The following is a 26,837-nucleotide window of genomic DNA, read 5'->3' on the forward strand; positions in this document are numbered from 1 at the left end:
AACTGATGGCGGAGCTGGACCCCTGGGCGGCGCGGCGGGTGGCGCATGCGCATGGCGGGGATACCGATGCGACCTGCCGCGGGCTGGTGCGCGCGCTGGGCGAGGACGGGTGGCTGCGGTATGCCGTGGCGGGGTTGGAGCATGGCGGGCTGACCGACACCATCGACACCCGCGCCGTCTGCCTGATCCGCGAGACGCTGGCCTATCACGACGGGCTGGCGGATTTTTCCTTCGCCATGCAGGGCCTGGGGTCGGGCGCGATCAGCCTGTTCGGCACCGGCGACCAGCGCGCGCGCTACCTGCCGCGCGTGGCCACCGGCCAGGCCATCGCCGCTTTCGCGCTGTCCGAACCCGAGGCGGGCTCGGACGTGGCCGCGATGGCCTGCGCGGCCACGCTGGATGGTTCGCACTATGTGCTGGACGGCAGCAAGACCTGGATCTCGAATGGCGGCATCGCCGACTTCTACGTGGTGTTCGTGCGGACCGGCGAGGCGCCGGGGGCGCGTGGCATCACCGCGCTGGTGGTCGATGCCGATACCCCCGGGCTGGAGATCGCCGAGCGCATCGACGTGATCGCGCCGCACCCGCTGGCGCGGCTGCGCTTTGCCGGCTGCCGCGTGCCGGTGTCCCAGCGGCTGGGCGAGCCGGGGCAGGGCTTCAAGGTCGCGATGGCTACGCTGGATGTCTTTCGCACCTCGGTGGCGGCCGCGGCGCTGGGCTTCGCCCGCCGCGCCCTGGACGAGGCGCTGGCACGCGCGACCTCGCGCCGCATGTTCGGCCAGACGCTGGCCGACTTCCAGTTGACCCAGGCGAAGCTGGCCGAGATGGCCACCGGCGTCGATGCCGCGGCGCTGTTGACCTATCGGGCGGCCTGGATGCGCGACGGCGGCGCGCGCATCACCAAGGAGGCGGCCATGGCCAAGATGACCGCCACCGAGACCGCGCAGCGCGTGATCGACGCGGCGGTGCAGATGTTCGGCGGGCAGGGTGTGGTCAGCGGCGAGACGGTCGAACGCCTGTATCGCGAGATCCGCGCGCTGCGCATCTACGAAGGCGCCACCGAAGTCCAGCAATTGATCATCGCCCGCGAACTGCTGCGCGCGGCGGGCGCGGCCTGAAGAACGACGAAAGGAGAACCCATGGCACCGAACATCGAAATCCTGCAGCCGGCCGGATGGCCCCGCCCCCGCGGCTACAGCAACGGCCTGGCCGCCCGCGGCAAGCAGGTCTTCATCAGCGGGATGATAGGCTGGGAACCCGACGGCGTGTTCCGCGCCAAGGACTTCGCCGGCCAGGTCCGGCAGGCGCTGGCCAATATCGTCGAAGTGCTGGCCGAAGCCGGCGCGGGGCCCGAGCACATCGTGCGCATGACCTGGTACGTGCTGGACAAGCGGGTCTACGTCGCATCCTACGAGGACATCGGCAAGGCCTATCGCGAGATCATCGGGCGCCATTTCCCCGCGATGACGGCGGTGCAGGTGGCCGGCCTGGTCGAGGACGAGGCCCAGGTCGAGATCGAGGTGACGGCGGTCATCCCGGACTGACCGCGTCCGGGTCGCGCGGCGCGGGGGGGATGGGTATCATTTCAGGTATGGACGTTCGCACACACGGAGAGCCATCGTGAAAGACACCCCCCACAGCCTCAAGCCCGGGTACTACTGGTATTTCATCGACACCGACCCGCCGTCTGTCATCCACATCCACGACACGGGCGCGGCCAGCCTGATGGGCACCGACTACGAGGTGCCGCCCGAAGACGTGGCGGAAATGATCTCGCGCGGCGAGACCTTCGTCTGGATCGATCCGCCGCTGGTGCCCTAGCCAGAGGATTTCAGTGCCATACGCCGGCCTCGACGAAGATGTGCCGGCTGGCTTCCAGCAGCTCGGCGCGGGGCGCACCCAGCTTGATGGCTTCGCCCACCTGCAGCGGCACGTACTTGGTGGCCGACACCAGCACCGGCTGTCCGGCCGGCTGGCCCGGCCAGCTCAGGGCCAGGCAGTGCTGGTGATGCGGCTTCTCGCCTTCATACTTGGCCACCACGACGCCGCTGCGCAGCTCGATGGCGGTGCCCGCATGATGGTCGATCTCGAACTGAGGCAGACTGCCCAGGAACCTGATGTAGGGATGCAGCGCGGCCATCGTCGTCTCCCCCGCGTACCGGGTAGGCCTATCCTACTTCAACGGGGGATTTCGTCCAATGCCTGCGCAATGCGGCGCTTGCCCTTGCCGAAGGTGTCGGCGTATTGCCGCGTGAAGGCGGCGCCGAAGAAGAATATCTGCGCCGAATAATAGATCCACAGGATCAGCGCGATGACCGAACCGGCCACGCCGTAGGACGACGCCACGCTGCCGTGCCCCAGGTACAGGCCGATGACGCCCTTGCCGATCAGGAACAGCACGGCCGTCATCAGCGCGCCCGGCACGACCTCCCGCCAGGGGATGCGGACGCTGGGCAGCAGCTTGAACACCACCGCGAACAGCGCCGTGACCACGGCGAAGGAAAACAGGTTGGACGCCAGCAGCGCCGCCGTCGAAAACACCGACTCGGCCCAGAAGGCGTGCCAGTATTCCTGCAGGGCGGCCAGCGCGGCGTTGACGGCCAGCGAGATCAGCAGGAACAGGGCCAGGACCAGCACCAGGCCGAACGACAGCAGCCGGCCGCGGACCAGGGCCCAGATGCCGGACGTCCTGGACGACGGCACGTCCCACAACTCGTCCAGGCTTTCTTTCAGTTCCGAGAAGGCCGTGGTCGCGCTGAACATCAGCAGCACGGTCGAGATCAGGGCGGCCGCCCAGCCCTTGTCCGATTGCTGGGCGCTGGCCAGGACGGTCTGGATGGCCTCGGCTCCCTGGCGCCCCGTCAGCGAGCCGATCTGGCTGACGAGCTGGTTGCGCACGGCATCCTCGCCGAAGAAGGCGCCCGCGATGGCGATGACCAGCAGCAGGATGGGCGCGAGCGAGAACACCATGTACAGGGCCAGCGCCGCGCCCTTGCTGGCGGCGCGATGGTCGGACCACCGGCGCGCGGTGTCCCACAGCAGCGCGACGATGAGCACGCGGCGCAAACGGTCCAGGTAAGAGCCCAGGGGCATGGCGGCGGCACCTCCGTCGGAACGGTACGGCTACATTCTGGGCGTGGGGCCGCGCAGCGTCAGCATCCGAAAACAAACCGACGCAAATGTAGATTTTGCTAACGCATTGCCGATGTGCGACCATCGCCCGGTCAAATGTGCATTCGTGCATTCCCGCCCGCGCTACCAGAACCTCAGGAGACAACATCATGAAGCCGCGCGCCCTGCTGGCCGTGCTCGGGACCTTGTGCGCTTCGGCGGTCCATGCGCAAAGCGCCGGATCCAGCATCATCGGCGTGGGCTGGGTGCGTGTCATGCCCCAGGATTCGAGCAAGCCGCTCACCATCGTCGCGCCGGGCGCGCTGGCCGGGCCGGTGCCCAATACCGGATCGTCGCTGGAAAGCGCGGACACCCTGGGCCTGACCTACACGCGCTTCCTGACCGACCATATCGCGGCCGAACTGGTCCTGGGCGTGCCGCCCCGGTTCAGGCTGAACGGCGCGCAGGCGCTGGCACCCGTGGGCGAACTGGGCTCCGCCCGCCAGTGGAGCCCGGGGGTGGTGTTCAAGTATTTCTTCGGGGACGCCGACAGCGCCTTTCGTCCCTTCGTCGGCGCCGGGCTGAGCTACATCTGGTATTCGGACGTGCGCCTGACCGGCGGCTTCCAGCGCGCGGTGTCGGTAACGGTTACCCGCACGGCTAATCCCGATCTCAGGACCGAGGCCAAGGTCGACAGCAAGTGGGCACCCGTGCTGAACGTCGGGGCGGCCTACCAGATCGACAGGCACTGGGGCGCCTTGCTGTCGGTGTCCTACCTGCCGCTCAAGACCCGTGCCCACCTGCGCACCTACGGCACGCCGGTGGGCACGGTCGAGAGCCAGTCGGACCTGAAGATCAACCCCATCGTGGGGATGCTGGCCGTTACCTATCGCTTTTGAACGGCCCGGGCGTCAGTCCTGCGCGCTGAAGCCGGTCTGGGCCACGATGTCGCGCCAGCGCGCGATTTCGCTGCGGGTGTAGCCGGCCAGCGCATCGTGCCCGGCATAGGCCGGATTCACGCCTTGCTCCACCAGCTTGCGCTGGACCTCGGGGTCTTTCATGACCTGGCCCACGGCCTCGTCCAGCTTGTTCACCACGGCGGCGGGCGTGCCCTGGGGGGCATACAGCCCGTACCAGCCGGTGGCGTTCACGTCGGGGTAGCCCGCCTCGGTCATGGTCGGGACCTCGGGGGCGGCCGGCTGCCTGCGCGCCCCGGTCACGGCCAGGATCTTCAGCTTGCCGCCCTGGGCCAGTTGCTGGGCGACCTGCAGGACCACGAAGCCGAACTGCACCTGGCCGCCCACGAGGTCGGTCACCAGCGGCGCCGAGCCCTTGTAGGGAACGTGCTGCATGTCCAGTTGCGCCTTGCGGTTGAACATGTCGCCGGCGAACTGCGACGGCGACGCGGCCCCGAACGATCCGTACGAGTACTTGCCGCGCCCGGCCCGCAGCCAGGAAACGAGCTCGCCCAGCGAGGCCGCCGGCACGCTGGCCGGGGTGGCCAGGGCCAGCTCGAAATCCACCAGCCGCGCCACGGCGGTGAAGTCCTTGACGGGGTCGTAGGGCAGTTTCTTGAAGGTGACGGGATTGACCGCCATGGTCTGGGCAAAGCCCATCAGCAGCGTGTAGCCGTCGGCCGGGGCCTTGGCGACGGCGGCCGAGCCGATGAAGCCGTTGGCGCCGGCCTTGTTCTCGATGATGACCGGCTGCCCCAGGCGCGCGCGCAGCTTGTCGGCAACCATGCGGGCGACGACGTCGGGCGTGCCGCCCGCCGGGCCCGGCACCACCAGTGTGATGGGGCGGGAAGGATAGGTTTCGGCCTGCGCGGCGGTGGCCGCCAGCAGGCAGGAGATCGTCAGGATGGCGTGGCGGAACATGATTTCCCTCTTTGCGGCGAACCTCTCATCCTAAGGGCCGGGCAGCGGGGCCGGGTAATGAAAATCCCCGGCGGGGATATGCCGGTTGCCTATATCGACATGCGCGGCGGGGGAAGTTTCGGGGTATTCCTTAACGAAACCGGTGTGGGCAACGGTACGGTTTTTGCTATTCTCAAGAGAACGCTACTCCGGGGAGGTGGTCGATGCGCCTGACGCGCGCTGAGGGTTTGAGACAGGGCGCACAGGGCGCGTGCGGATGGGCCAGAACATTCCTCCTGGCGATGGCGGCGGTCGTCGCGGCCGGGTGCTCGCCCGGCGGTCCCGACGGCGGCACGCCGCTGAACAGCCCCTACGCGGCTGGCGCCGAGCGCGAGAACGTGATGTACACGGCATTCACGCAGCGCTCGCCCAAGTACCTGGACCCGGCCAGTTCCTATTCGGTCGACGAGACCCCCTACACCTACCAGATCTACGAGCCGCTGTACGGCTACGACTACCTGAAGCGGCCCTACCAGCTCGTGCCACGGGCGGCCGTCCAGGTGGTCGATCCGGTCTACCTGGACGCCCAGGGCAATCGCCTGCCGGACGACGTGCCGGGCGAGCGGGTGGTGCAAAGCGTCTACGACATCCCGATCAAGCCCGGCATCCGGTTCCAGCCGCATCCCGCGTTCGCGGTGGATGAGGCCGGCCGGGACCTGTACCGGCACCTGGCGCCGGCGGACCTGGAAGGCAAGTACGCCATCCCCGACTTTCCCCGCACCGGCTCGCGCGAGCTGACCGCCGACGACTACGTCTACGGTATCCGCCGCCTGGCCACCACCCGCGTGGTGTCGCCCATCTACGCGCACATGACCGACTACATCGTCGGCTTCAAGGAATATGGCGACCGCATCCGCGCCGCCGACGCCGAGCTGCGCAAGGGCCTGGCGCCGACCACGCGCGACCTGCCGTGGCTGGACTTCCGCCAATACGCCTTCGAAGGCGTGGAGGCGCTGGACCCCCATACGCTGCGCATACGGATCAAGGGCAAGTACCCCCAGTTCAAGTACTGGCTGGCGATGACCTTCTTCTCGCCCATTCCCTGGGAAGCGGACCAGTTCTACAGCCAGGCCGGCATGGCCGAGCGCAACCTGACCCTGAACTACTGGCCGGTGGGCACCGGGCCGTACATGCTGACGGAATATCGCGAGAACCGCCGTCACGTGCTGTCGCGCAATCCCAATTTCCGCGGCGACCCCTATCCCTGCGAAGGCACGGACGAAGACCGCGCCGCCGGCCTGCTGGAGGACTGCGGCAAACCCACCCCCTTCATCGACCGCATCGTCTTCAACATCGAGAAGGAAAGCGTGCCGCTGCAGGGCAAGTTCCTGCAGGGCTACTACGACGTGCCCCAGGCCGAACGCGGCGAATACGGCGTGGCCTACCTGGTGGCGGCCGGCGATTCGAAGGAAAAGGCGGCGCTGTACGCCGAGCGCGGGCTGAAGCTGCCGACCACGGTCGAGACCCAGAACTGGTACATGGGCTTCAACTGGCTGGACCCCGTGGTGGGCAAGGGCGACAACCCCGCCCAGGAGGAGCGCAACCGCAAGCTGCGCCAGGCCATCAGCATCGCGGTGGACTGGGAGGAATACGTCACCATCTTCGAGAACAGCCAGGCGCAGGTCGCGCATGGGCCGCTGCCGCCGGGCCTGCTGGGCTACCGCGATCCGCCCGCCGGCGCCAACCCGGTGGTCTACGACATAGACGGCGACAAGATCACCCGCAAGCCGCTGGCCGAGGCCAAGAAGCTGCTGGCCGAAGCCGGCTACCCCGATGGCCGCAACGCGCAGACCGGCCAGCCCCTGGTCCTGAACTACGATGCGATGGGCGGCGTGTCGCCCGGCGCGCGTTCGCAGTTCGACTGGCTGCAGCGCCAGTTCGGCAAGCTGGGCATTCAGCTCGAGGTCCGCTCCACGGACTACAACCGCTTCCAGGACAAGATGCGGCGCGGCGTGGCGCAGATCTTCCTGTGGGGCTGGAACGCCGATTATCCCGACGCCGAGAACTTCCTGTTCCTGCTCTATGGCCCGAATGGCAAGGCGAAGGAGGGCGGCGAGAACGCCTCGAACTACGTCAATCCCGAGTTCGACAAGCTGTTCGAACGCATGAAATACCTGGACGACGGACCCGAGAAGGAAGCCCTGATCGCCCGCATGGTCGCCATCGTGCAGACCGATGCCGCGTGGATGTTCGGCTACTTCCCCAAGTCCGGAGGCGCCTACCAGCAGTGGGTGGGCAACGGCAAGCCGACCCAGATGATACGGAACAACCTCCAGTTCATGAAGATCGATTCCGCCCTGCGGGCCCGCAAGATCGCCGAATGGAACCAGCCGGTCTGGTGGCCGGTGGGGCTGGCGGTGCTGCTGCTGGTCCTCCTTGCCGTGCCCGCATGGCGCATGGTCCGGCGCCGCGACCGCGCCGTGGCCGTCCATACCGACCGTCCCACGGGAGATGCGGCATGACCGCCTACATCGTGCGCCGGATCCTGTACGGGGTCCTGATCCTGATCGGCGTCAACCTGTTCACCTTCATGCTGTTCTTCGCGGTCAACACGCCCGACGACATGGCGCGCCTGTCCATAGGCGGGCGCCGGGTCACCGCCGACGCCATTGAAAAGTGGAAGGTCGAGCGCGGCTACGACAAGCCGCTGCTGGTCAACACCCAGGCCGAGGGCGCGCGGCGCTACACCGACACCATCTTCTTCGACCGTTCCGCCCGGCTGTTCGTGTTCGACTTCGGCGCCTCGGACGCCGGCCGGGACATCGGCTACGAGATCCGGCAGCGGGTGGGGCCCAGCCTGGCGCTGGCGGTGCCTACCTTCCTGCTGGGCCTGTTCGCCAGCGTGGCGTTCGCGCTGCTCCTGGTGTTCTTCCGGGGGACCTACCTGGATTTCTGGGGCGTGGTGCTGTGCGTGGCCATGCTGTCCATCTCGGCGCTGTTCTACATCATCGCCGGGCAATACCTGTTCTCCAAGACCCTGCGGCTGGTCCCGCTGTCGGGCTTCGCCGGCGGCCTGGACGCCGTGCGCTTCCTGCTGTTGCCCGTGCTGGTGGCCATCATCGCCAAGCTGGGGCCCGAGGCGCGTTTCTACCGCGCGCTGTTCCTCGAGGAAATCGGCAAGGACTACGTCCGCACGGCCCGCTCCAAGGGGCTGTCCGAGCGCCTGGTGCTGTTTCGCCACGTGCTGCGCAACGCCATGCTGCCCATCCTGACCAGCACCGTTTCGGCTATCCCGCTGCTGTTCATGGGCAGCCTGATCGCCGAATCCTTCTTCGGCATACCGGGCCTGGGCAGCTACACCATGGACGCCATCAACGCCCAGGACTTCGCCATCGTGCGCGCCATGGTGTTCATCGGTTCGGTGCTGTACATCATCGGCCTGATCCTGGCCGACATCTCCTACACGATCGCGGATCCGCGCGTGCGTTTCGAGTAAGAACATGCCCAAGATCGTCTTTCTGTGGACCGACGTCGCGCTGTTCCTGCTGGTGCTGGGGGTGGCCTGCTACGCCTGGCACGCCCGCCGCACGCCCAACCTGCGGGCCACCTGGGCCAGGGTGGCCCGCGACACGCCGGCCATGTGCGCCGTGGTGGTGCTGGGCGTGTTCGTGGTGATCGGGGTGCTGGACTCCATGCACTACCGGCCCTTGCTGGAATCGGTGGAAGTCAATGGCGGGAAGGGCGCGCGCGCCTATTCCCCGGTCACCCGTTCGGTGCTCGACGCCCTGCTGGAAAAACCCATGGCCGGGCGCGAGAAGACCTACTCGGCGCCGCTGGCGGTGCGCCAGTTCACCAAGGAATCCATGCTGGTCGACGGCAAGCCGGTGCGGGACTATCCGCGCCTGCGCCACGGCGGCGCGCACCTGACCGATCCCGATACGCAGTGGCTGGGGGACGTGCTGCGGCGAACGGCGGTGGGCGTCGTGGCCGGCGGCCTGCTTGCCGGCGCCGTGGCCCTGCTGGTGGCTGGCGCCCTGGCGCATCGGGGCGGGCAGGGCTTTGCCGTGGTGTGGCGCGACATCGTCCAGCGGCGCACCGCCGTGCCCCTGGCGCCCATGCTGCTGATCTTCGGCATCATCGCCATCCTGGCGGGCGCGGCCGTGTCGCTGTCCACCGGCTATCACGTCATGGGCACCGACAGCACCGGCAACGACGTGCTGGTGCAGACGGTCAAGAGCTTCCGCACGGCCCTGGTCATCGGCAGCCTGACCACCCTGGCGACCCTGCCGCTGGCCCTGGCACTGGGCATCATGGCGGGCTACTTCAAGGGCTGGGTCGACGACGTCATCCAGTACGTCTACACCACGCTCACGTCCATTCCCGGCGTGCTGCTGATCGCGGCCTGCGTGCTCATGGTGCAGGTCTTCATCGACAACAATCCCGACCTGTTCGAGACCGGCGCCGAACGCGCCGACCTGCGCCTGTTCCTGCTGTGCATCATCCTGGGCGTGACCGGCTGGGCGGGGCTGTGCCGGCTGCTGCGGGCCGAGACGCTCAAGCTGCGCGAGCTGGACTACGTGCTGGCCGCGCGTGCCTTCGGTGCCTCGCCGGTGCGCATCATGACCCGCCACCTGCTGCCCAACGTCATGCACATCGTGCTGATCACCGTGGTGCTCGATTTCTCGACCCTGGTGCTGTACGAGGCCGTGCTGTCCTACCTGGGCGTGGGAGTCGATCCGTCCATGAACTCGTTCGGATCCATGATCAACCTCGCGCGGCTGGAAATGTCGCGCGATCCCATGATCTGGTGGAGCCTGCTGTCGGCCTTCGTCTTCATGCTGGCCCTGGTGCTGTCCGCCAACCTGTTCGCCGACGCCGTGCGCGAGGCCTTCGACCCGCGCGCCCGGGCCTACCGGCCGGCGTGGGCGCGGGCCCGTTCGGCCAAGATGCTGGAGGACCGCTGATGAACGCCCCCGCGGAAACCGCCATGCTGGACGTGCGCCAGCTGGACGTCCAGCTCGACAGCGACCATGGCGTCGTCCATGCCGTGGATGCGCTCGACCTGGCCATCGCGCGCGGCCAGACCTTCGCCCTGGTGGGCGAGTCTGGCTGCGGCAAGAGCATGACCGCGCTGGCGCTGCTGCGCCTCCTGCCCGACGCCGGCCGGATCGAGCGCGGCCGGACCTTGCTCGAAGGGGTGGACCTGAACCGCCTGCCCGAGCGCGACATGCGCACCGTGCGCGGCCGCAAGATCAGCATCATCTTCCAGGAGCCCGCCACCAGCCTGAACCCGGTGATGCGGGTGGGCGACCAGATCGTCGAGACCATCGCCACGCATACCTCGCTGCGCGGGGCGGCTGCCCGCGCCAAGGCCGTCGAGTGGCTGAGGCGGGTCGGCATACCCGAGCCCGAACGGCGCGTGGACGACTACCCCTTCCAGTTGTCGGGCGGCCAGAAGCAGCGCGTCATGATCGCCATCGCGCTGGCGGCCGAACCGGAACTGCTGATCGCCGACGAGCCTACCACCGCGCTGGACGTCACCATCCAGGCGCAGATCCTGGAACTGCTGCGCACCCTGCAGTCCCAGCTCGGCATGGCGATGATGCTCATCACTCACGACCTGGGCATCGTGCGCAGCATGGCCCACCACGTCGCGCTGATGTACGCCGGCCAGATCGTCGAGTCCGCGCCGGCCGACGAGTTCTTCGGCCATCCCCGCCACCCTTATGCCCGGCTGCTGTTCGGCGCGCTGCCCAGCATGGGCCGCCGGGGCGAGCACCTGGCCGCCATTCCCGGCACCGTGCCTGCCCTGAACCAGGCGTTCGGCGGCTGCCGCTTCGCCCAGCGCTGTCCGGCCCACGCGGCCGAATGCGACGTCGCGCCGCCGCCGCTCGTCCAGGAGACGCCCGGACATGCCGTGCGCTGCGTTCGGCTGGTCCAGATCGACGCCGCCCGCGCGGCGGGCAAGGGCGAGCCGCTGCCCGAGGTGCACGTCGTGGCGCCGTCCGAGGCCGGCGCGGTGGTTCCCGCGCCGGCCGCGGCCTCCGCGCCCGGATCCGGCCTGTTGAGCGTGACCGACCTGAAGGTCCACTTCCCCATACGCAAGGGCGTGCTGCGCCGCACGGCCGGCTGGGTCAAGGCCGTGGATGGCGTGAGCCTGTCGCTGGATACCGGCAGGACGCTCGCCCTGGTCGGCGAATCGGGCTGCGGCAAGACCACCACCGGCAAGGCCTTGCTGCGCCTGCTGGACGGCGTGGCCACCATTTCCGGCCAGGCCAGCCTTCAGGGGCAGGACCTGCTGCGGGCCGGCGGCAGATCGCTCAAGCGCCTGCGGCGCGACATCCAGATCATCTTCCAGGACCCGTACGCCTCGCTGAACCCCCGCATGCGCGTGGGCGAGATCCTGGACGAGGGCCTGGCCTCGTTGCGTCCCGACCTGGACGCCGCCAGCCGCCAGGCCGCCATGCTTCGCCTGCTGGACCAGGTCGGGCTGCGCGCCGATGCCCGCGACCGCTACCCGCACGAATTCTCGGGCGGCCAGCGCCAGCGCATCGCCATCGCCCGCGCCCTGGCGGTCGAGCCCAAGCTCATGGTGTGCGACGAACCGACCTCGGCGCTGGACGTCTCGGTGCAGGCGCAGATCCTCAATCTGCTGCATGCCTTGCAGCGGGACATGGGCATCGCCTACCTGTTCATCACCCACAACTTCGGCGTGGTCGAATACCTGGCTGACGACATCGCCGTCATGCAGGGCGGCCGTATCGTCGAGACCGGCCCGGCCGAACGCGTCCTGACCCGGCCGGACCATGGCTATACCCGGCAGTTGCTGGACGCGGTGCCGCGCTTCGACGTCGAAGCGGCCTGAACGAACAAGGAGACCAGGCATGTCGTACGAAGGAAGTTGCCATTGCGGGGCCGTCGCGTTCGAGGTCGATGCCCCCGTGCCCGCCCAGGCCATGAGCTGCAATTGCTCCCATTGCCGCCGCAAGGGTTTCCTGCTGAGCTTCGTGCCTGAAGGCCAGTTCCAGCTGAAGCAGGGCCAGGATCAGCTGCGGTCCTATTTCTTCCACGCCCACAAGATCGAACACATGTTCTGCTCGACCTGTGGCACGCAGTCCTTCGCCCGGGGCGCCATGCCCGACGGCACGCCCATGCGGGCGGTGAACCTGCGCTGCGTGCCGTCCATCGACCTGGACGCCTTGCAGATCAACCGGGTGGATGGGGCCAGCTTCTAGGCCTGCCGGCAGGGGCGGGGGGCTAAAATGGATTATCATTCCGCTCCTGGCGCCGCATAGGGAAGCGTGGCAGAGTGGTCGATTGCACCGGTCTTGAAAACCGGCAACGGGCAACCGTTCGTGAGTTCGAATCTCACCGCTTCCGCCAAAGAACGTGAAAACCCCTTGATTTCATTGAGAAATCAAGGGGTTTTTCATTTTGGCGATTTCGGGATCATTTTGCGAGCGATGCGTTGTCGATCACGAACCGGTACTTCACGTCTCCGTCGAGCATGCGTTCGTAGGCCTTGTTGATTTCGTCGGCGCGTATCATTTCGATATCCGCCACGATGCCGTGCTCGGCACAGAAATCCAGCATCTCCTGCGTCTCGGGAATGCCGCCGATCATCGAGCCGGCCAGGCTGCGGCGCTTCATGATCAGGCTGAACACCTGAGGCGAAGGGTGCGGCGTTGCCGGAGCGCCGACCAGGGCCATGGTGCCGTCGCGTTTGAGCAACTCGAAAAATGCGTCCAGATCGTGCGGCGCGGCCACGGTATTCAGGATGAAATCGAAGGTCTTGGCATGGGCCTCCATCTCGTTCGCGTGGCGCGAGACGACGACTTCGTCCGCGCCCAGGACTCTGGCGGCGTCGCGCTTGGCTTCGGATGTGGTGAACGCCACCACGTATGCCCCCATTGCATGCGCCAACTTGATTCCCATATGCCCCAAGCCACCGACGCCGACCACGCCAACCTTCTTTCCGGGCCCGGTTTTCCAGTGTCGTAGTGGCGAATAGGTGGTGATGCCCGCGCACAGCAGCGGTGCCACGGCGGCCAGTTGCTCCGCAGGGTGGCGGATGCGCAGCACGTAGCGCTTGTGCACGACGATCTGCTGCGAGTAGCCGCCCAGCGTATGGCCGGGCAGGTCGGAAGTGGGGCCGTTGTAGGTCCCGACCATGTGGTCGCAGTAGTTCTCCAGGCCCGCGCCGCAATCTGCGCAGTGCCGGCAGCTATCGACAATGCAGCCAACGCCGACGAGATCCCCGACCTGGAAGTCCGAGATGTCCTTGCCTATTGCCGAGACGCGGCCGACGATCTCGTGGCCGGGCACGCACGGGTACAAGGCCCCGGCCCATTCAGGGGCTGGCAGGTGTTGCCGGCGCCGTGGGCGATGCTCGTTGACGGCACTAGTCCGCGGAAAACTCGATTCGTACACCACTCCCGCCAAGCTCACGGGCCAGGCCGGCGGGGTCGTCCACCCAGCCCAGGCGGGTGTACGAGTATGGCGAGTCGAATGTCAGATAAAAAACGACCAGGGTGCCCGAGCCATACAGCATAAGGTCGCCGCTTCGGATCGTGCCAGATCGCTCTGTGTTGGTGGGCAATCGTCGGGGCAGCTTGGCGTATTTCTCGTTGCCGTTGAGCTCGGTCATGTCGAGCGTAAGGGGTAGCAGCACAACAAGGGCACGGGCGGCGTCGTTGTTGGCCAAGGTGATGGAGAAGCGGCGCTCGCCAATGGTCATCCACATGCCCGATTCCTTCGATTTCACGGATACAGGGCTGGCATCTCCGGTTTCAACGAATACCCCGCAAGAGCCCAGCATCAGCAGGCCAGCCAGGAAAAGGCCCCGCGCCCGGCTCATGAGGGTTGCCGCTTTTGCGACCGAGAGGTCAGGAAAGCCAGGAACGCGGCAAGTAACAGCACGGTTGCACTCAGCATGAATGTACTCTGGTAGCCACGGGCATCGAACGACATGCCTCCAATGGTGGATCCCAGGGCGATAGCCGATTGGATGACGGCGACCATCAGTCCGCCGCCGGCTTCGGCATCGTGGGGCATGGCTTCGGCGATCCAGTTCCACCATCCCACCGGGGCGGCGGTAGCCAACAACCCCCACACGGCCAGCAACGCCGTGGTGGCGGCAACCCAGGTTCCAAAGGGAATGAGTGCCAGCGCGAGTACCGCCATCGCGACAGGAATGGAGATCAGCGTCCGATACAGATCCCGCTTGAGGACGGTGCCTATGATCGCGGTGCCGATGAAGCCGGCCACGCCGATGACGAGAAGGATGAACGACAGCGTGGATACGTCGACGCGGGCCACCGTTTCGAGGAATGGCCGCACATAGGTGAACAAGGCAAACTGCCCCATGAAGAATGCGCCGCAGCTTGCCATGCCCAGCGCGATGGAGCGGCTCTTGAGCAGCTTGAACACATTGCCGGAGCCCTTTGGACGCTTGGCGGCCTGGATGGGTGGCAGGCTGAGCCATTGCCAGGCCAGGGCGAACACGGCCACCGGAACCAGGCAGAGGAAGGCCCCGCGCCAGCCCATGACCGAGCCCAGATAGCTGCCCAGCGGCGCGGCTATCACGGTGGCCACCGCGTTGCCGCCGTTGAATATCGCAAGCGCGCGTGGAACCTGCGCCGACGGTACCAGCCGCATGGCCGTTGCGGCCGACATGGACCAGAAACCGCCGACGACCACGCCGATGAGCGCCCTGCCTGCCATGTAGGTCAGGTAGTCGGGAGCCAGGGCGATCAAGGCATTGGAGAGGACCATCAACCCGGTCAGCGCCAGCAGGAGCTTCTTGCGATTCATCGTGCCCGCAAGGGTGGAGATCGAAAGGCTGGCGAGTACCGCGAATGCGCCGGAGATCGCGATGCCTTGTCCGGCCATTCCTTCCGTGACATGCAGGTCTGCGGCCATCGCCGTCAGCAGGCTGACGGGCATGAATTCGGAGGCGATCAGCGCGAAGACGCACAGGGACATCGCAAACACACCGCTCCAATAAGCGGGCTGCGTCCTGGCCTCGCGCAGGGAAGAAACCGTGCTGGTTGTGGCTTGATCTATCTGGGGGTTCATGAAACGCTTCATTCGTGGCGAGATTGGCGACCATGTTCGCGCACGCGGGGAATATTGACTAGCTAATGAATCATTAAAGGGTATATTAGTAAATCTAATCAATATTCCAAAGGCCGCAATATCATGGCCAGACGCAACCTCAACGATCTCCTGTCTTTCGTGATGGTGGCCCGCGAGGGCAGCTTCACGCGCGCTGCCGCCTTGCTCGGGGTGACCCAATCGGCACTCAGCCAGGCCATCAGTGGCCTGGAGGCGGGGCTGGAAATCCGGCTGCTCACGCGCACCACGCGCAGCGTGTCGCTCACCGCGGCCGGCGAACGCCTGTTGAAGGCCATCGGCCACCGCCTGGACGAGATCGAGTCGGAACTGGACGTGTTGACGGAAATGCGGGACAAGCCCGCCGGCACGGTCCGGATCACCTGTGGCGAACATGTCTTGCGGACGACGCTGCTTCCCAAGCTCACCCCGCTACTGCGCGATTATCCCGACATCAATATCGAATTCGACGTCGACTACGGATTCAAGGACATCGTGGCCGAGCGCTTTGATGCCGGCGTGCGCCTGGGCGATACGATCGACAAGGACATGATCGCGGTGCCCATTGGGCCGCCGTTGCGCATGGCCGTCGCGGCTTCACCCGGATATTTCGCCGCCCATCCTGTTCCGCGTAACCCGCGCGACCTGCTCAATCACAACTGCATCAATCAGCGCATGCAGACCTCGAAGGGACTCTATGTCTGGGATTTCGAGCGACGGGGACGGAAGCTGAACGTGCGCGTGCCCGGACAGCTTGTCTTCAATACGTCTCCCGCCATGGTGGATGCCGCGCTGGCGGGCCTGGGGATTGCGCTGCTGCCCGAGGACGAGTTCGCGCCGCATCTCCAGGAGGGCCGCCTGGTCCGTGTCCTGGAGGACTGGTGCGCGCCGTTTCCCGGGTATCGGCTGTACTACCCGAGCCGGCGCCAGCCTTCCCCGGCATTCTCGCTGGTCGTTGGCGCGCTGCGCGTGACCGGGGAGCGAATCAAGGCAAAGGGATAAATGGTCGAATGGGGTTATTAGCAGGGCTAATGAATCCATCGCCATGTCTTCCGGGAAAATATCGCTTTCGTGCCGGGCGCGGCATCCTTGTCCGCGCGCGGCAGAAGTCTTTGCAACCAGGAGTTCGCCATGACACGACTTCAAATCAACGGGCAGGCAAGGGACGTCGATGTTCCCGGCGAAACGCCGCTGCTGTGGACATTGCGCGACGAACTCGGCATGACCGGCACCAAGTTCGGCTGTGGCATGGCGTTATGCGGGGCGTGTACCGTACACATGGACGGTACGGCGATCCGCTCGTGCGTCACCCCTGTTTCGGCCGCGGCCGGTCATGCCATTGCCACCGTGGAGGGCATGGCGGCCGACCCCGTGGGCCGGGTCGTCCAGCAAGCCTGGATCGAAAACAACGTCGCCCAATGCGGCTATTGCCAGGCGGGCCAGATCATGGCCGCGGTCGGCCTGCTCAAGACCACCCCTGCTCCCACCGGGGAACAGATCGATGAGGCCATGAGCGGCAACATCTGCCGCTGCGGTACCTATCCGCGCATCCGGGCGGCCGTCCGGCAGGCTGCCAGCCGCCTGGTCAGGGGAGGCAAGTAATGGATACCTCCGTGCGATTCTCCCGGCGTGCGTTTCTCCAAGGCGGCCTCGGCGCGCTGACACTGGCCGTATCGACCCAAGGGCTGGTTACGGTCGCATGGGCCGCCGATTCCGGTCCGCAGAAGTACGGCGCCGACTCCATGCCAGGCGGCACGGTGGACGATCCGCTGGTCTTCGTCTCGATCGCGGTGGATGGCGTGGTCACCATCGTGGCGCACCGGGCCGAGATGGGCACGGGCGTGCGCACCAGCCTGCCCATGGTGGTGGCCGACGAAATGGAGGCGGACTGGGAACGCGTAAAGGTGGTGCAGGCCGAGGCCGACGAGACACGCTACGGCAATCAGAACGTGGATGGCTCGCGCAGCATGCGGCATTTCCTGATGCCCATGAGGCGTGTCGGGGCCGCCGCGCGCCAGATGCTCGAGGCGGCCGCCGCCGCGCGCTGGTCGGTACCCGTGGCCGAGGTCGAGGCCGTCCGGCACGAGGTCGTGCACCGGGCCACCGGTCGCCGCCTGGGTTATGGCGAGCTGGCGGCGGATGCGGCCAGGCAGCCCGTGCCCCCGGGGAAGGCGCTCAAGCTCAAGCGCCGTGCGGATTTCCGCTATATCGGCAAGGGCCGGGTCCGGCCGGTCGACCTGGAGGGCATAGGCCAGGGGCTGGCGATCTATGGCATGGACATGCGATTGCCCGGCATGGTCTATGCCGTGGTGGCGCGTCCGCCCGTGGTGGGCGGCAAGCCGCGCCGGGTGGACAGCAGCAAGGCGTTGGCCGTCCCCGGTGTGTTGAAGGTCGTGGAAATTCCCGTCTTCCAGGGCGCGCCGGCCTTTCTGCCGCTGGGCGGGGTGGCCGTGGTGGCACGCAACACCTGGGCCGCCGCGCAAGGCCGGGCCGCGTTGGATATCGAATGGGACGACGGGCCCAACGGCGCCTATGAGTCGGCCGACTACCGACGGGAGCTGGAGGCAGCCTGCCGCGTACCGGGGAAGGTGATGCGCAGCCAGGGGGACGCGGCGCGGGCCTGGACCAAGGCGCCCGAAGCCGAGCGCGTGGCGGCGGAGTACTACATCCCGCATCTGGCCCATGCGTCGATGGAGACGCCGGTTGCCACCGTGCGTATCCAGGGCGATCACGCCGAGGTCTGGACCTCCGTCCAGAATCCTGCCGCGGCCCGAGCCGCCGTGGCGGCGCGGCTGAAGTTCAGGCCGGAGAACGTCAAGGTCAATGTACTGCTGCTGGGGGGCGGTTTCGGCAGGAAGTCCAAGCCCGACTTCGTCGACGAGGCCGCCATCGTCGCCCGGGCCATGCCCGAGGGCACACCGGTCAAACTGGTGTGGATGCGCGAGGACGACATCCGCCATGACTACCTGCACACGGTTTCGGTCGAACGACTGGAGGCTGTCATCGACAGGAAGGGCCAGGTGCGATCTTGGCTGCATCGCAGCGCCGCGCCGACGATCGCCTCGTTGTTCACCGAAGGGGGCAAGGGACAACAACTGTTCGAGTCCGCCATGTCCGCCATCAACATGCCGTATCGGATCCCGAACGTACGTGTCGAGACCGCCGAGGTGCCGGCCCATGCCCGCATAGGCTGGTTCCGCTCGGTGGCCAACATCCCGCACGCGTTCGCGGCGCAATGCTTCATTGCCGAATTGGCGCACCGCGCGGGCCGGGACCACAGACAGTTCGCGCTTGATCTGATCGGGCCGGCGCGCAAGATCGATCCGGGCTCGCTTGCCGACACCTGGAACTATTCCGAATCGCCCGAGCGCTATCCCTACGATACGGGCCGCCTGCGCGCCGTGATCGAGGCCGCCGCGCGCGGGGCCGGCTGGGGGCGCAAGCTGCCGGCGGGGCACGGGCTGGGCCTGGCCTTTTGCTACAGCTTCATGAGCTATACGGCCACGGTGGTCGAGGTGGCCGTGGACGACAAGGGCGAGATCCGCGTGCTGGCGGTCGACATGGCGATGGACTGCGGCCCGCAGATCAATCCCGAGCGCATCCGTGCGCAGATGGAAGGCGGCGCCGTCATGGGATTGAGCCTCGCATTGACCGGCGAAATCACGTTCGAGAAAGGGCGCGTGAAGCAGAGCAACTTCCACGACTACGAAGTGCTGCGCCACGACGTTTCGCCACGGGTGATCCGTACCCACCTGGTGAACGATAACCACGACCTGCCTCCCGGCGGCGTGGGCGAGCCGCCGGTTCCTCCCGTGGCGCCGGCCTTGTGCAACGCGATCTTCGCCGCCACCGGCAAGCGTGTGCGCAGCCTGCCGATTCGTACGGTCGGGTAGGGCGGGCCGCCCCGGGCGCCAGCGCAAGGCTCCGGGTGGCAGCCACGTTCAGGAAACGTTGAGGTAGGCCGCCTTCTGGTAAAGGTAGCCGTCGATTTGGGTCTGGCCGCCTTTCCAGCCGTATCCGCTTTCCTTGTAGCCGCCGAACCCCACGGAAGGGTCGACCAGGCCGTAGCAGTTGACCCAGACCGTCCCGGCCTGGATGCCGTGCACCATCTTCAGCGCGGTGTTCACGTTGCTCGTCCAGACGCCGCTGGCCAGGCCGTAGGGCGTGGCGTTCGCCAGGGTCAATGCCTCGTCCAGGGTATCGAAGGCGATGATGGACGCCACCGGGCCGAAGATTTCTTCCTGCGCGATGGTCATCGAGTTGGTGACGCCGCTGAACACGGTCGGCTCGATGTAGAACCCGCAGGACAGGTCTCCGCCCAGGCGCGCGCCGCCGGAGGCCAGCCGGGCGCCTTCCTTCTCCGCCACTTCCACGAAGGACAGCACGCGATCGAGCTGGCGGGACGAGATCAGCGGCCCGAGCCGGGTATCCTGCGCCAGCGGATCGCCTACCTTCAGCGTCTTTCCGTAGGCGGCGAAGCGCTCCACGAATTCATCCTGGATGCTTCGCTGGACGAACACCCGCGTGCCGGCGAAGCAGATCTGGCCGCTGTTGCTGTAGACCCCCATGGCGACGCCCGGTACGGCCTGGTCGAGGTCGGCATCCGCGAACACGATGTCGGGGGATTTTCCGCCAAGCTCCAGTTGCAGCCGCTTCATGTTGCCGGCGGAGGCCTTGATGATCTCGCGCCCCGTCGCGGTGGATCCGGTGAACGCGATCCGGTTGACGTCGGGATGCGCGGCCAGGGCCGCGCCGGCCTCGGCGCCCAGGCCGGTGACCACGTTCACGACTCCCGGCGGCAGCCCGGCTTCCATCAGCAGTTCGGCCGTGCGCAGGACACTCAGGGACGCGTCCTCGGCCGGCTTGAGGACGGCCGTGCAGCCCGTGGCCAGGACCGGGCCCAGGATGTGCATCTGTCCCAGCAGGGGGCCGTTCCAGGGGATGATCCCGCCCACGACGCCCACGGGCGCCTTGAACGTCATGGTCGTCACGTCGCCCGGGAGGGAGTTCGGAATGGTGTCGCCCTGGATGTTGCGTGCCTGGCCGGCGAAATACAGGATGGTCTGGATCGCGCCGTTCTTCGAGGGGCGCAGCCGCGTGTGCAATGGAGCGCCCATGTCGAGCGACTCCAGCAGCGTCAATTCGTCGAAGTGCTGCGCGAACAGGTCGGCGAAGCGGATGATGAGCTGCTGGCGCTGCGCCGGCGAGAACCGGCTCCAGGGGCCGGTGAACGCCCGCCGGGCCGCCGCGACGGCGGCCTCGACATCGGCCTTGTCGCCGCGCGCCAGTGTGGCGAGCAGTTGGCCGTTCGAGGGGTTGAAGGTGTCGATCCGCTTGCCGGATTCCGGCGCGCGCCAGCGGCCGTCGATGAAGTTGTCCTTGTCCGGGTTGGAGAGAAAGGGCAGGTCCCGGGCGGGCGAAGGCGTGTTCAAGATGGCGTCCTCATGTCGATGGATCAGAATTCGAAGACGGACTTGCCGCCGGTCTGGCGGTCGAAGTGCTCGTAGGCCTGCCCGGCGTCTTCGAGTTTCCAGCGGTCGGTGAACTGCTTGTCCAGATCGATGCCGTGATCGGCCACGAAGCGCACGCACTTCTCCATGGAGATATCGGAGAAGGTGAGATGTCCGACGATGGTGCGCTGTTTCAGGATCAGGTCCGCCGTGACGTCCAGTTGCAGGCCGCCGCCGACGCCGACGAAGGCCGTGCGGCCCCAGGTGACGGTGGACCGGACCGCCGACAGGCGCGCGGCGGCGACCCCCGCGCAGTCGATGGCGGCGGATACGCCCTTGCCGCGCGTAAGCGACATGATCGCGTCGACCGGATCCTCCTGGCTGGAGTCTATCGCCACGGTCGCGCCGAACGCCTTGGCCTGGGCCACCCGCGGCGGCGAGATATCGACCGCGAACGTCTTCACGCCCATCGCTCCGGCCAGCTGAATGGCCGACAGGCCGACAGGGCCCAGGCCGAAGACGGCCAGGCTACCCCGGGCGCTGAGATCCAGGCGTTCGATGGCCCCGAATGCGGTTCCGGTTCCGCACGAGACGGCGGCGCCCGCGGCGAAGCTGATCTCGTCCGGGAGGTGGATCAGGGCGCGCGCGGGAACCTTCATGTAGTGCGCATGCCCGCCGTGGGCCGTCTGCCCATAGACCGTCGAGCCCTTCTCGCACATCTGCACCCAGCCGCTGCGGCATTGTTCGCAGTAATGGCAGCCGTCGTAGTGATACACCATCGCGCGGTCGCCGATGCGCCATTCGCGTTTGTCGACATTCTGGCCGAGCGCGGCGACGATGCCGCAGGGTTCGTGTCCGGCGATGATCGGATCGTCCCGCGTCAGTCCGCGCGCCGCCAGGAATTCGGGGCTTTTCGAGCCGAGGGAGGCCCCGCGTTCGCCACGGTAGTGGTGAAGATCGCTGCCGCAGAATCCCGACGCCTTGATCTCGACGACGACGTCGTCGGGGCCCGGGACGGGATCGTCGAAATGCATCAGTTCGAGTTGTCGATGGCCCCTGAAGACGACACCGTGCATGGTGAACGCTCCTTGTATGAAAACGAGGTAACCGCCGGCGATGCCGGCATTCAATCGAGCGAAATGTTCAGCTTTCGTACGAAATCCGCATACTGGTCGGATTGCTTCTTCACCGTGGCGGCCAGCTGCTCGGGCGTCTGCACGAATGGCTCGAAGCCGACGTTCTCGAGCTGCTTGCGCATTTCCGGCTGCTCCAGAACCTTCTGCACGGCGGTATTGATGCGGCCGATGAGTTCGGCGGGCGTGCCGCGGGGCGCGAACAGGGCGACCCAGGTCTGCAGGTCGTAGCCGGAGGCGCCAAGCACTTCGTGCAGCGTCGGAACATCCGGCTGGGTGGCGCTGCGCTGCGGAGCGGTGATGGCTAGGTACTTCAGCTTCTTCGCCTGGTAGAGCGGAGCTGTGGTCGATCCGGTGCCGACCGCCCAGTCGATTTCGCCGCGGTTGATGTCGACATAGATCTGCGCCGTTTCCTTGTAGGGAATGTGGGTCATCTTGATGCCCGCGGCCTGTTCCATCATCGCGCCGCCCAGATGCAGGTTGCCGCCGTTGCCGGACGAGCCGTAGGTCACCTTGCCGGGATTCGCCTTGGCGGCCGCGACGAGGTCGGACACCGATTTCCATTTCGATTCGGCGGAAACCGTCACGTAGTAGTACGTGCTGTAGAGCGCGGCGACGGAGCTGAAATCCTTCTCCGGATCGTAGGGGAGTTTCTTGTACAGGTGCTGATGCAGCGAAACCAGCGTGGAATCGGACAGGAACAGTGTGTAGCCGTCCGGCTTGGCGCGCTTTGCCGCCTCCGCGGCGATCCAGCCGTTGCCGCCCGCCCGGTTGTCGATGATGACCTGGGTCTTGAGTTCCGTGGCGAGGCGTTCGCCCACCTGTCGCATGACCGTATCGGGGCCCGTGCCGGGAGGGTAGGGCATGATCACCCGGATCGGACGGGTGGGGAAGTCGCTCGCGACGGCGTGGTTGAATGCCGCGGCGGCCAGGACCGCCGCAAGAGTCATCGCTTTCGTGGCTTGATGCATGTCACCTCCATGTCGTTGTTGGCCGGCTGCCTGTCATGACCGGCTCGTTCGTGCGGTACGGCTGAAACTGCGTATGCGCGGGCGCGGTTCCGGATGCGCTAGACGATGACCGGGCGAGTCGCGCCGTCCACGGTAAGAATCGTTCCGGATATGTACGCGGACCGGGGCGAGGCCAGGAAGGTCGCCGCCGCGGCGATGTCCTGGGGCGTGGCCAGGCGTCCGATGGGGGCGCTTTTCCTGGCCTTGGCCAGTACCTCGTCCACCGAGATGTTGTTCTGGCGGGCCTGGGCGATCGCGTTCTGCGCGACGCGGTCGGTTTCGGTCTTGGCGGGATTGATGCCGTTGACCCGTACTCCCTGCGGGGCATAGGCCATCGCCAGCCCGGCCGTGGCCAGCATGAGCGCGGCGTTCGCCGCGCCGCCGGTCAGGTGGGTCGTGATCGGCAGCTTGCCGCCCAGTCCGATGATGTTCACGATCGAGCCGGAGCCTCGTTCGGCCATGCGCTTGATCAGCGGATCGATGACGTTGATGTAGGTCATGAACTTCGCGTCCAGCGCGGCGCGCCAGTCATTCGGTTCGAGTTCGGCGAACGGTATCTGGCGTGCCGCGCCGGCGGCATTGATCAGGACGTCGATGGGGCCGAGCGCCGCCTCCGCCTGGTTGATGGCTCGCAGCGCGTCGGCGGGGTCGGACAGTTCGACCAGCAGTGTCGCGACCTCCCTCTCGTCCGCGCCCAGCGCCTGCCTGGCCTTGTCCAGCTGCGGCTGTTCGCGGCCGGCCAGGGTCAGCCGGCAACCCTCGTTGCGGAACTCTTGCGCGCACGCGAAGCCTATGCCGCCGGCTCCGCCCGTGATGAATACATGCTTGCCTTCCAACTGCAGGTCCACTGATGGCTCCTAGGTTTTCTCTGGTATCGGGCGCGGCGGGCGCTAGGGGTTCGAAGGCCTGTGATCCGCGTAGCCGAACATGGCCTTGGCCTCGAGATACTCTTCCAGCCCGAACTGGCCCATTTCCCGGCCATTGCCTGACTGCTTGTAGCCACCCATGGGCGCCGCCGTGCTTCCCGGCGTGCCGTTCAGGAACACGCGTCCGGCCTGCAGCCGGGTGCCGACCGAATAGGCCTTGGCGGGGTCCTTCGTGAAGAGATAGGCGCCCAGGCCGTAGGCGCTGTCGTTCGCGATCCGGACCGCTTCGTCCTCGGTTTCGTAGGCCATTACCGACAGTACGGGCCCGAATATCTCCTCCCTGGCGATGCTCATGCCGGAAGTCACGTCCCGGAACACCGTTGGACGGATGAAATATCCCCGTTCGAGGTGGGCGGGGCGGCCGGGACCGCCGCAAGCCAGGTGGGCGCCTTCATCCATGCCTTTCTGGATGTAGCCCTGGACGCGTTCGAACTGGGTCCGGTTGACCACGGGCCCCATCGTGGTGGTGGCGGCGGCCGGGTCTCCCACCACGACCTTCCTGGCCTCGGCGACAAGCAGTTCGACGAAGGTGTCGACCTGGTCCTTGTGCACCAGTATCCGGGTGGGAGCGTGGCATGACTGGCCCGAGTTCGTGAAGCCGCGGCCGATGTTCCAGCGGGCCGCGGCCTGCAGGTCCGCATCGGGCAGGACGATGTTCGCGGACTTGCCGCCGAGTTCCTGGCAGACCCGCTTGACGGTCGGGGCCGCGTCCTGCGCGACCTGTACCCCGGCCCGCGTGGAGCCGGTGATCGATACCATGTCTATGCCGGGATGGCTGGAAATGGCATGGCCGACCGTAGGTCCGTCCCCCATCACGAGATTGAAGACGCCCTTGGGTACGCCCGCTTCATGGAGGATCTCGGCCAGTTTCAAGGCGGTCAGGGGCGTGTACTCGCTGGGCTTGGCGACGACGGTGCAACCGGCGGCGAGCGCGGACGACACCTTGTTGCTCAGGATCTGGACCGGCCAGTTCCAGGCGGTGATCAATCCGCACACGCCTATGGGTTCCCGCCGCAGCAGGTAGCCGTCCTTCTGTTCCTCGAAGCGATAGTGCCCGAGCGTCGTGATCGCCTGCTTGAAGGCGTCGAGCGCCGCATCGGTGATGACCGACAATCCCCGGGGCGCACCCATTTCCTGGGTCGCGGCATCCCTGAGTTCGCCTTCGCGCTTCAGGAAGACGGCGATGATGCGCTCGAACAGCGCGATGCGTTCGGCCACGCTGGTGCGGGAGTAAGAGGGAAGCGCGGCTTGTGCCGCGCGAACGGCCGCGTCCACGTCGTCCGCGCCGCCCAGGGCAATGGTTGCGAACGCAAGCTCGGTCGCGGGGTTGATGACCTCGGCTTCCCGCGGGTTGAGCGGAGCCACCCATTCGCCGTTGATGTAGAAGTGCCTGTAGTGCTGCATGGAGAACCGCCCTTCGCGAGTGAAGAATCCAATCAACTGTTGTGGGTCATGCCGCCGTCGCAGGCGATCGTCTGTCCGCTGATGAAGGCGGACGCCGGCGAGGACAGGAACATGGCCAGGCCGACGAGATCCGAGGCGACCTGGCCCTTCGGAATGCATTGCTGCTTGAGCATCTGCTCGCGGCGTTCCAGAGTGGGGTTGAAGGTTCGATCGACCTCGGTCGCGACGCCGCCGGGCCGTATGCAATTGACGGTGATGCCATGCGGGCCGAGTTCGCGCGCCAGAGAGGCAGTCATGCCGATGACCGCCGCCTTCGAGGTCACGTAGTGGAGGTAATTCGCGACGCCCAGGCGGGCGGAGTTCGACGAGATGTTGACGATGCGGCCCCAGCCGGCCGCGCGCATGTGCGGTGCAACCGCGCAGGCGGTGTTGAAGACCCCGGTGATGTTGACGCGCATGACCTGTTCCCACTCGGCCGCCGGGATTTCGTCGAAGGGACGCTTGTTCAGCGTGGCGAAAATCGCCGCGTTGTTGATCAGCGCGTCGATGCGCCCATGCTGGCGGATCACGGCGGCCGCCATGGCGTCGACCGACTGGCGGTCTGCTACGTCGGCCGCAAGCGCCAGGCCGCGTCCGCCGGCGCTCTCGATCTCGGCGACGACGCGCTGCGAATTCTCGCGGTTCAGGTCGACGACGATGCTGATCGCCCCGGCCGCGGCGAACTGCCGGGCGAATTCCCGGCCGATGCCCTGGCCCGCGCCGGTAATGACGACCACGCGGTCGCGAACGCTGAAATCGCGCGCGGACGCGGGAACGCCCGAGTCTTCGGGAGCTCGGATGAAGGCTTGATTCGCTGCTGGATCGTTGTTCATTGCTGAGACCATTGATTGATGAGGGGCGGGAAGGGAAATCCGCGAGGTGGCCGGGGCGCTGGAGAGAGGCCGATTCTAAGGTTCATGCCTGGCATCGCGCGACACGCTCGCGCCGGACGGTATAAGAAAAGTTATAGGCTCGACGGGCGGCCGGCGGTCGAGCCAAGATCGACGGGCAAGGCCACGCCGGTCATGTCGCGGCCGGCCTCGCTGCACAGGAACAGGACGACCGCGGGTAGCGTTTCCACGAAGCGGGTCGTCTTGCGCTCGGACAGGAATTTCGCGGTCGCCGCCTCGCGGGAGATCTGCTCCCGTTTCATGAGGTCGTCGATCTTGGTCTGGCTATTGATGCCCAGCATGGCGGACGGGCAGATGGCGTTGCAGGTGATCTGCGTGCCGACCGTCTCCATCGCGACGGCCCGGGTCAGGCCGATCAGCGCGGTCTTGGTGGTGACGTATCCCACGCGGTTGGCGGCGCCGAACAGGCCGTGGTTGGAGGACAGGTTGATGATGCGGCCCCATCCCTTGGCGCGCATGCCGGGCAGGGCGGCGCGGATCGCATAGAAGGCCGAGGAAAGGTTGACGGCCAGTTCCTGGGTCCAATGGGCGCTTTCGAACTCCTCCACCGGCGCGAAGTGGCGCACGACCGCGTTGTTGATCAGGATGTCCACCGCACCATGCCGTTCCAGCGCGAATGCGATCAGCGATGCGACCTGTTCCTCGACCGACAGGTCGGCGGGATGGTAGGAAACGTCGACACCGGTTTCGCGCTCGAGGGTGGCGCGCTGATTCTCGATGGCTGCGGGATCGCCCAGGCCGTTCAGGACGATGTTGCACCCCTGGGCGGCCAACGCCGCGGCCATCAGCGCGCCCTGGCCGGCGGTGGATCCGGTAATGACGGCACACTTGCCTTTCAACATGTAGTGACTCCTTGCTTGTTTGAACAGCCACGATCCGGCCGA

24 protein-coding genes, 1 tRNA gene and 1 pseudogene are annotated in these 26,837 nt (G+C 66.7%); 13 read left to right on the forward strand and 13 right to left on the reverse strand.

What is annotated here, in order from left to right; genetic code table 11:
• The first annotated feature begins 5 nt into the window (after positions 1–5).
• The 3 genes from EGT29_RS10045 to EGT29_RS10055 all read left to right on the forward strand — a co-directional run bounded on the left by EGT29_RS10045 (position 6) and on the right by EGT29_RS10055 (position 1,821).
• Positions 6–1,118 (forward strand): acyl-CoA dehydrogenase family protein, encoded by a 1,113-nt coding sequence (locus EGT29_RS10045; protein WP_238160441.1) that lies wholly within the window; start codon positions 6–8, stop codon positions 1,116–1,118.
• A 33-nt stretch (positions 1,119–1,151) separates the two neighbouring features.
• Positions 1,152–1,544 (forward strand): RidA family protein, encoded by a 393-nt coding sequence (locus tag EGT29_RS10050; protein WP_124692289.1) that lies wholly within the window; start codon positions 1,152–1,154, stop codon positions 1,542–1,544.
• 76 nt (positions 1,545–1,620) lie between these two features.
• On the forward strand, positions 1,621–1,821 hold the full coding sequence (locus tag EGT29_RS10055; protein ID WP_124688895.1) for a hypothetical protein: 201 nt from the start codon (positions 1,621–1,623) through the stop codon (positions 1,819–1,821).
• A 10-nt stretch (positions 1,822–1,831) separates the two neighbouring features.
• Here the strand turns inward: EGT29_RS10055 and EGT29_RS10060 are convergent, their stop codons facing one another.
• Together EGT29_RS10060 and EGT29_RS10065 are read right to left on the reverse strand one after the other, a co-directional pair.
• The gene (locus EGT29_RS10060; protein ID WP_124688896.1) at positions 1,832–2,140 is read right to left on the reverse strand and encodes a hypothetical protein; all 309 of its coding nucleotides are present in this window, start codon (positions 2,138–2,140) and stop codon (positions 1,832–1,834) included.
• A gap of 38 nt (positions 2,141–2,178) precedes the next feature.
• A complete protein-coding gene (locus tag EGT29_RS10065; RefSeq protein ID WP_124688897.1) occupies positions 2,179–3,093 on the reverse strand; it encodes a YihY/virulence factor BrkB family protein in 915 nt (304 codons plus the stop codon).
• 188 nt (positions 3,094–3,281) lie between these two features.
• Between EGT29_RS10065 and EGT29_RS10070 the strand changes: the two genes are divergently transcribed.
• Positions 3,282–4,010, forward strand: a complete 729-nt coding sequence (locus EGT29_RS10070) for an OmpW family protein (RefSeq protein WP_124688898.1) — start codon at positions 3,282–3,284, stop codon at positions 4,008–4,010.
• A gap of 12 nt (positions 4,011–4,022) precedes the next feature.
• Here the strand turns inward: EGT29_RS10070 and EGT29_RS10075 are convergent, their stop codons facing one another.
• Positions 4,023–4,988, reverse strand: coding sequence for a tripartite tricarboxylate transporter substrate binding protein (locus EGT29_RS10075; RefSeq protein ID WP_124688899.1), 966 nt, complete (start codon positions 4,986–4,988; stop codon positions 4,023–4,025).
• A 281-nt stretch (positions 4,989–5,269) separates the two neighbouring features.
• On the opposite strand from EGT29_RS10075, the gene EGT29_RS10080 reads away from it, so the two are divergent.
• The 6 genes from EGT29_RS10080 (at position 5,270) to EGT29_RS10105 (ending at position 12,350) form a co-directional block, all read left to right on the forward strand.
• Positions 5,270–7,489 carry an ABC transporter substrate-binding protein gene (locus EGT29_RS10080; RefSeq protein WP_238160347.1) on the forward strand — a complete coding sequence of 740 codons (2,220 nt, stop codon included), beginning with the start codon at positions 5,270–5,272 and terminating at the stop codon, positions 7,487–7,489.
• Complete coding sequence (locus EGT29_RS10085; protein ID WP_124688901.1) at positions 7,486–8,463, forward strand: ABC transporter permease; 978 nt, start codon at positions 7,486–7,488, stop codon at positions 8,461–8,463. The genes EGT29_RS10080 and EGT29_RS10085 overlap by 4 nt, the downstream gene beginning before the upstream one ends.
• A gap of 4 nt (positions 8,464–8,467) precedes the next feature.
• Complete coding sequence (locus EGT29_RS10090) at positions 8,468–9,931, forward strand: ABC transporter permease (RefSeq protein WP_124688902.1); 1,464 nt, start codon at positions 8,468–8,470, stop codon at positions 9,929–9,931.
• Positions 9,931–11,832 carry an ABC transporter ATP-binding protein gene (locus EGT29_RS10095; protein ID WP_202865608.1) on the forward strand — a complete coding sequence of 634 codons (1,902 nt, stop codon included), beginning with the start codon at positions 9,931–9,933 and terminating at the stop codon, positions 11,830–11,832. Before EGT29_RS10090 ends, EGT29_RS10095 begins: the two co-directional genes overlap by 1 nt.
• A 19-nt stretch (positions 11,833–11,851) precedes the next feature.
• Positions 11,852–12,202: a GFA family protein gene (locus tag EGT29_RS10100; protein ID WP_124688903.1), complete on the forward strand. Its 351-nt coding sequence runs from the start codon at positions 11,852–11,854 to the stop codon at positions 12,200–12,202.
• Positions 12,203–12,262: 60 nt separating this feature from the next.
• A tRNA-Ser gene (locus EGT29_RS10105) sits at positions 12,263–12,350 on the forward strand.
• A 66-nt stretch (positions 12,351–12,416) separates the two neighbouring features.
• Here EGT29_RS10105 and EGT29_RS10110 read toward each other — a convergent pair.
• The 3 genes and pseudogenes from EGT29_RS10110 to EGT29_RS10120 all read right to left on the reverse strand — a co-directional run.
• Positions 12,417–13,334 (reverse strand): annotated as a pseudogene (locus EGT29_RS10110) (NAD(P)-dependent alcohol dehydrogenase); the annotation flags it as partial.
• Between the two features lie 34 nt (positions 13,335–13,368).
• Entirely contained in the window at positions 13,369–13,824 is a 456-nt protein-coding gene (locus EGT29_RS10115) for a cyclophilin-like fold protein (protein WP_238160348.1), read from the reverse strand.
• Positions 13,821–14,951: an MFS transporter gene (locus EGT29_RS10120; RefSeq protein WP_202865631.1), complete on the reverse strand. Its 1,131-nt coding sequence runs from the start codon at positions 14,949–14,951 to the stop codon at positions 13,821–13,823. The genes EGT29_RS10115 and EGT29_RS10120 overlap by 4 nt, the downstream gene beginning before the upstream one ends.
• Before the next feature lie 216 nt (positions 14,952–15,167).
• Between EGT29_RS10120 and EGT29_RS10125 the strand changes: the two genes are divergently transcribed.
• The 3 genes from EGT29_RS10125 to EGT29_RS10135 all read left to right on the forward strand — a co-directional run bounded on the left by EGT29_RS10125 (position 15,168) and on the right by EGT29_RS10135 (position 18,973).
• Positions 15,168–16,082: a LysR family transcriptional regulator gene (locus EGT29_RS10125; RefSeq protein ID WP_124688906.1), complete on the forward strand. Its 915-nt coding sequence runs from the start codon at positions 15,168–15,170 to the stop codon at positions 16,080–16,082.
• Between the two features lie 129 nt (positions 16,083–16,211).
• Positions 16,212–16,682 (forward strand): (2Fe-2S)-binding protein, encoded by a 471-nt coding sequence (locus EGT29_RS10130; protein ID WP_124688907.1) that lies wholly within the window; start codon positions 16,212–16,214, stop codon positions 16,680–16,682.
• On the forward strand, positions 16,682–18,973 hold the full coding sequence (locus EGT29_RS10135; RefSeq protein WP_124688908.1) for a xanthine dehydrogenase family protein molybdopterin-binding subunit: 2,292 nt from the start codon (positions 16,682–16,684) through the stop codon (positions 18,971–18,973). Before EGT29_RS10130 ends, EGT29_RS10135 begins: the two co-directional genes overlap by 1 nt.
• Positions 18,974–19,021: 48 nt before the next feature.
• On the opposite strand, the gene EGT29_RS10140 is transcribed toward EGT29_RS10135, so the two are convergent.
• The 7 genes from EGT29_RS10140 to EGT29_RS10170 form a co-directional block, all read right to left on the reverse strand.
• Positions 19,022–20,512 carry an aldehyde dehydrogenase gene (locus EGT29_RS10140; protein ID WP_238160349.1) on the reverse strand — a complete coding sequence of 497 codons (1,491 nt, stop codon included), beginning with the start codon at positions 20,510–20,512 and terminating at the stop codon, positions 19,022–19,024.
• A gap of 23 nt (positions 20,513–20,535) precedes the next feature.
• Complete coding sequence (locus tag EGT29_RS10145) at positions 20,536–21,606, reverse strand: zinc-binding dehydrogenase (RefSeq protein ID WP_124688909.1); 1,071 nt, start codon at positions 21,604–21,606, stop codon at positions 20,536–20,538.
• Between the two features lie 50 nt (positions 21,607–21,656).
• Entirely contained in the window at positions 21,657–22,634 is a 978-nt protein-coding gene (locus tag EGT29_RS10150; RefSeq protein WP_124688910.1) for a tripartite tricarboxylate transporter substrate binding protein, read from the reverse strand.
• Positions 22,635–22,732: 98 nt separating this feature from the next.
• Positions 22,733–23,521 carry an SDR family oxidoreductase gene (locus EGT29_RS10155; RefSeq protein WP_124688911.1) on the reverse strand — a complete coding sequence of 263 codons (789 nt, stop codon included), beginning with the start codon at positions 23,519–23,521 and terminating at the stop codon, positions 22,733–22,735.
• 42 nt (positions 23,522–23,563) lie between these two features.
• On the reverse strand, positions 23,564–25,003 hold the full coding sequence (locus EGT29_RS10160; RefSeq protein WP_124688912.1) for an aldehyde dehydrogenase family protein: 1,440 nt from the start codon (positions 25,001–25,003) through the stop codon (positions 23,564–23,566).
• 32 nt (positions 25,004–25,035) lie between these two features.
• Positions 25,036–25,875, reverse strand: coding sequence for an SDR family NAD(P)-dependent oxidoreductase (locus tag EGT29_RS10165; RefSeq protein ID WP_124688913.1), 840 nt, complete (start codon positions 25,873–25,875; stop codon positions 25,036–25,038).
• Between the two features lie 131 nt (positions 25,876–26,006).
• Positions 26,007–26,795, reverse strand: coding sequence for an SDR family NAD(P)-dependent oxidoreductase (locus EGT29_RS10170; RefSeq protein ID WP_124688914.1), 789 nt, complete (start codon positions 26,793–26,795; stop codon positions 26,007–26,009).
• Positions 26,796–26,837 lie beyond the last annotated feature (42 nt).

It is taken from the genome of Pigmentiphaga sp. H8 (genome assembly GCF_003854895.1).
GTDB lineage: Bacteria > Pseudomonadota > Gammaproteobacteria > Burkholderiales > Burkholderiaceae_B > Pigmentiphaga.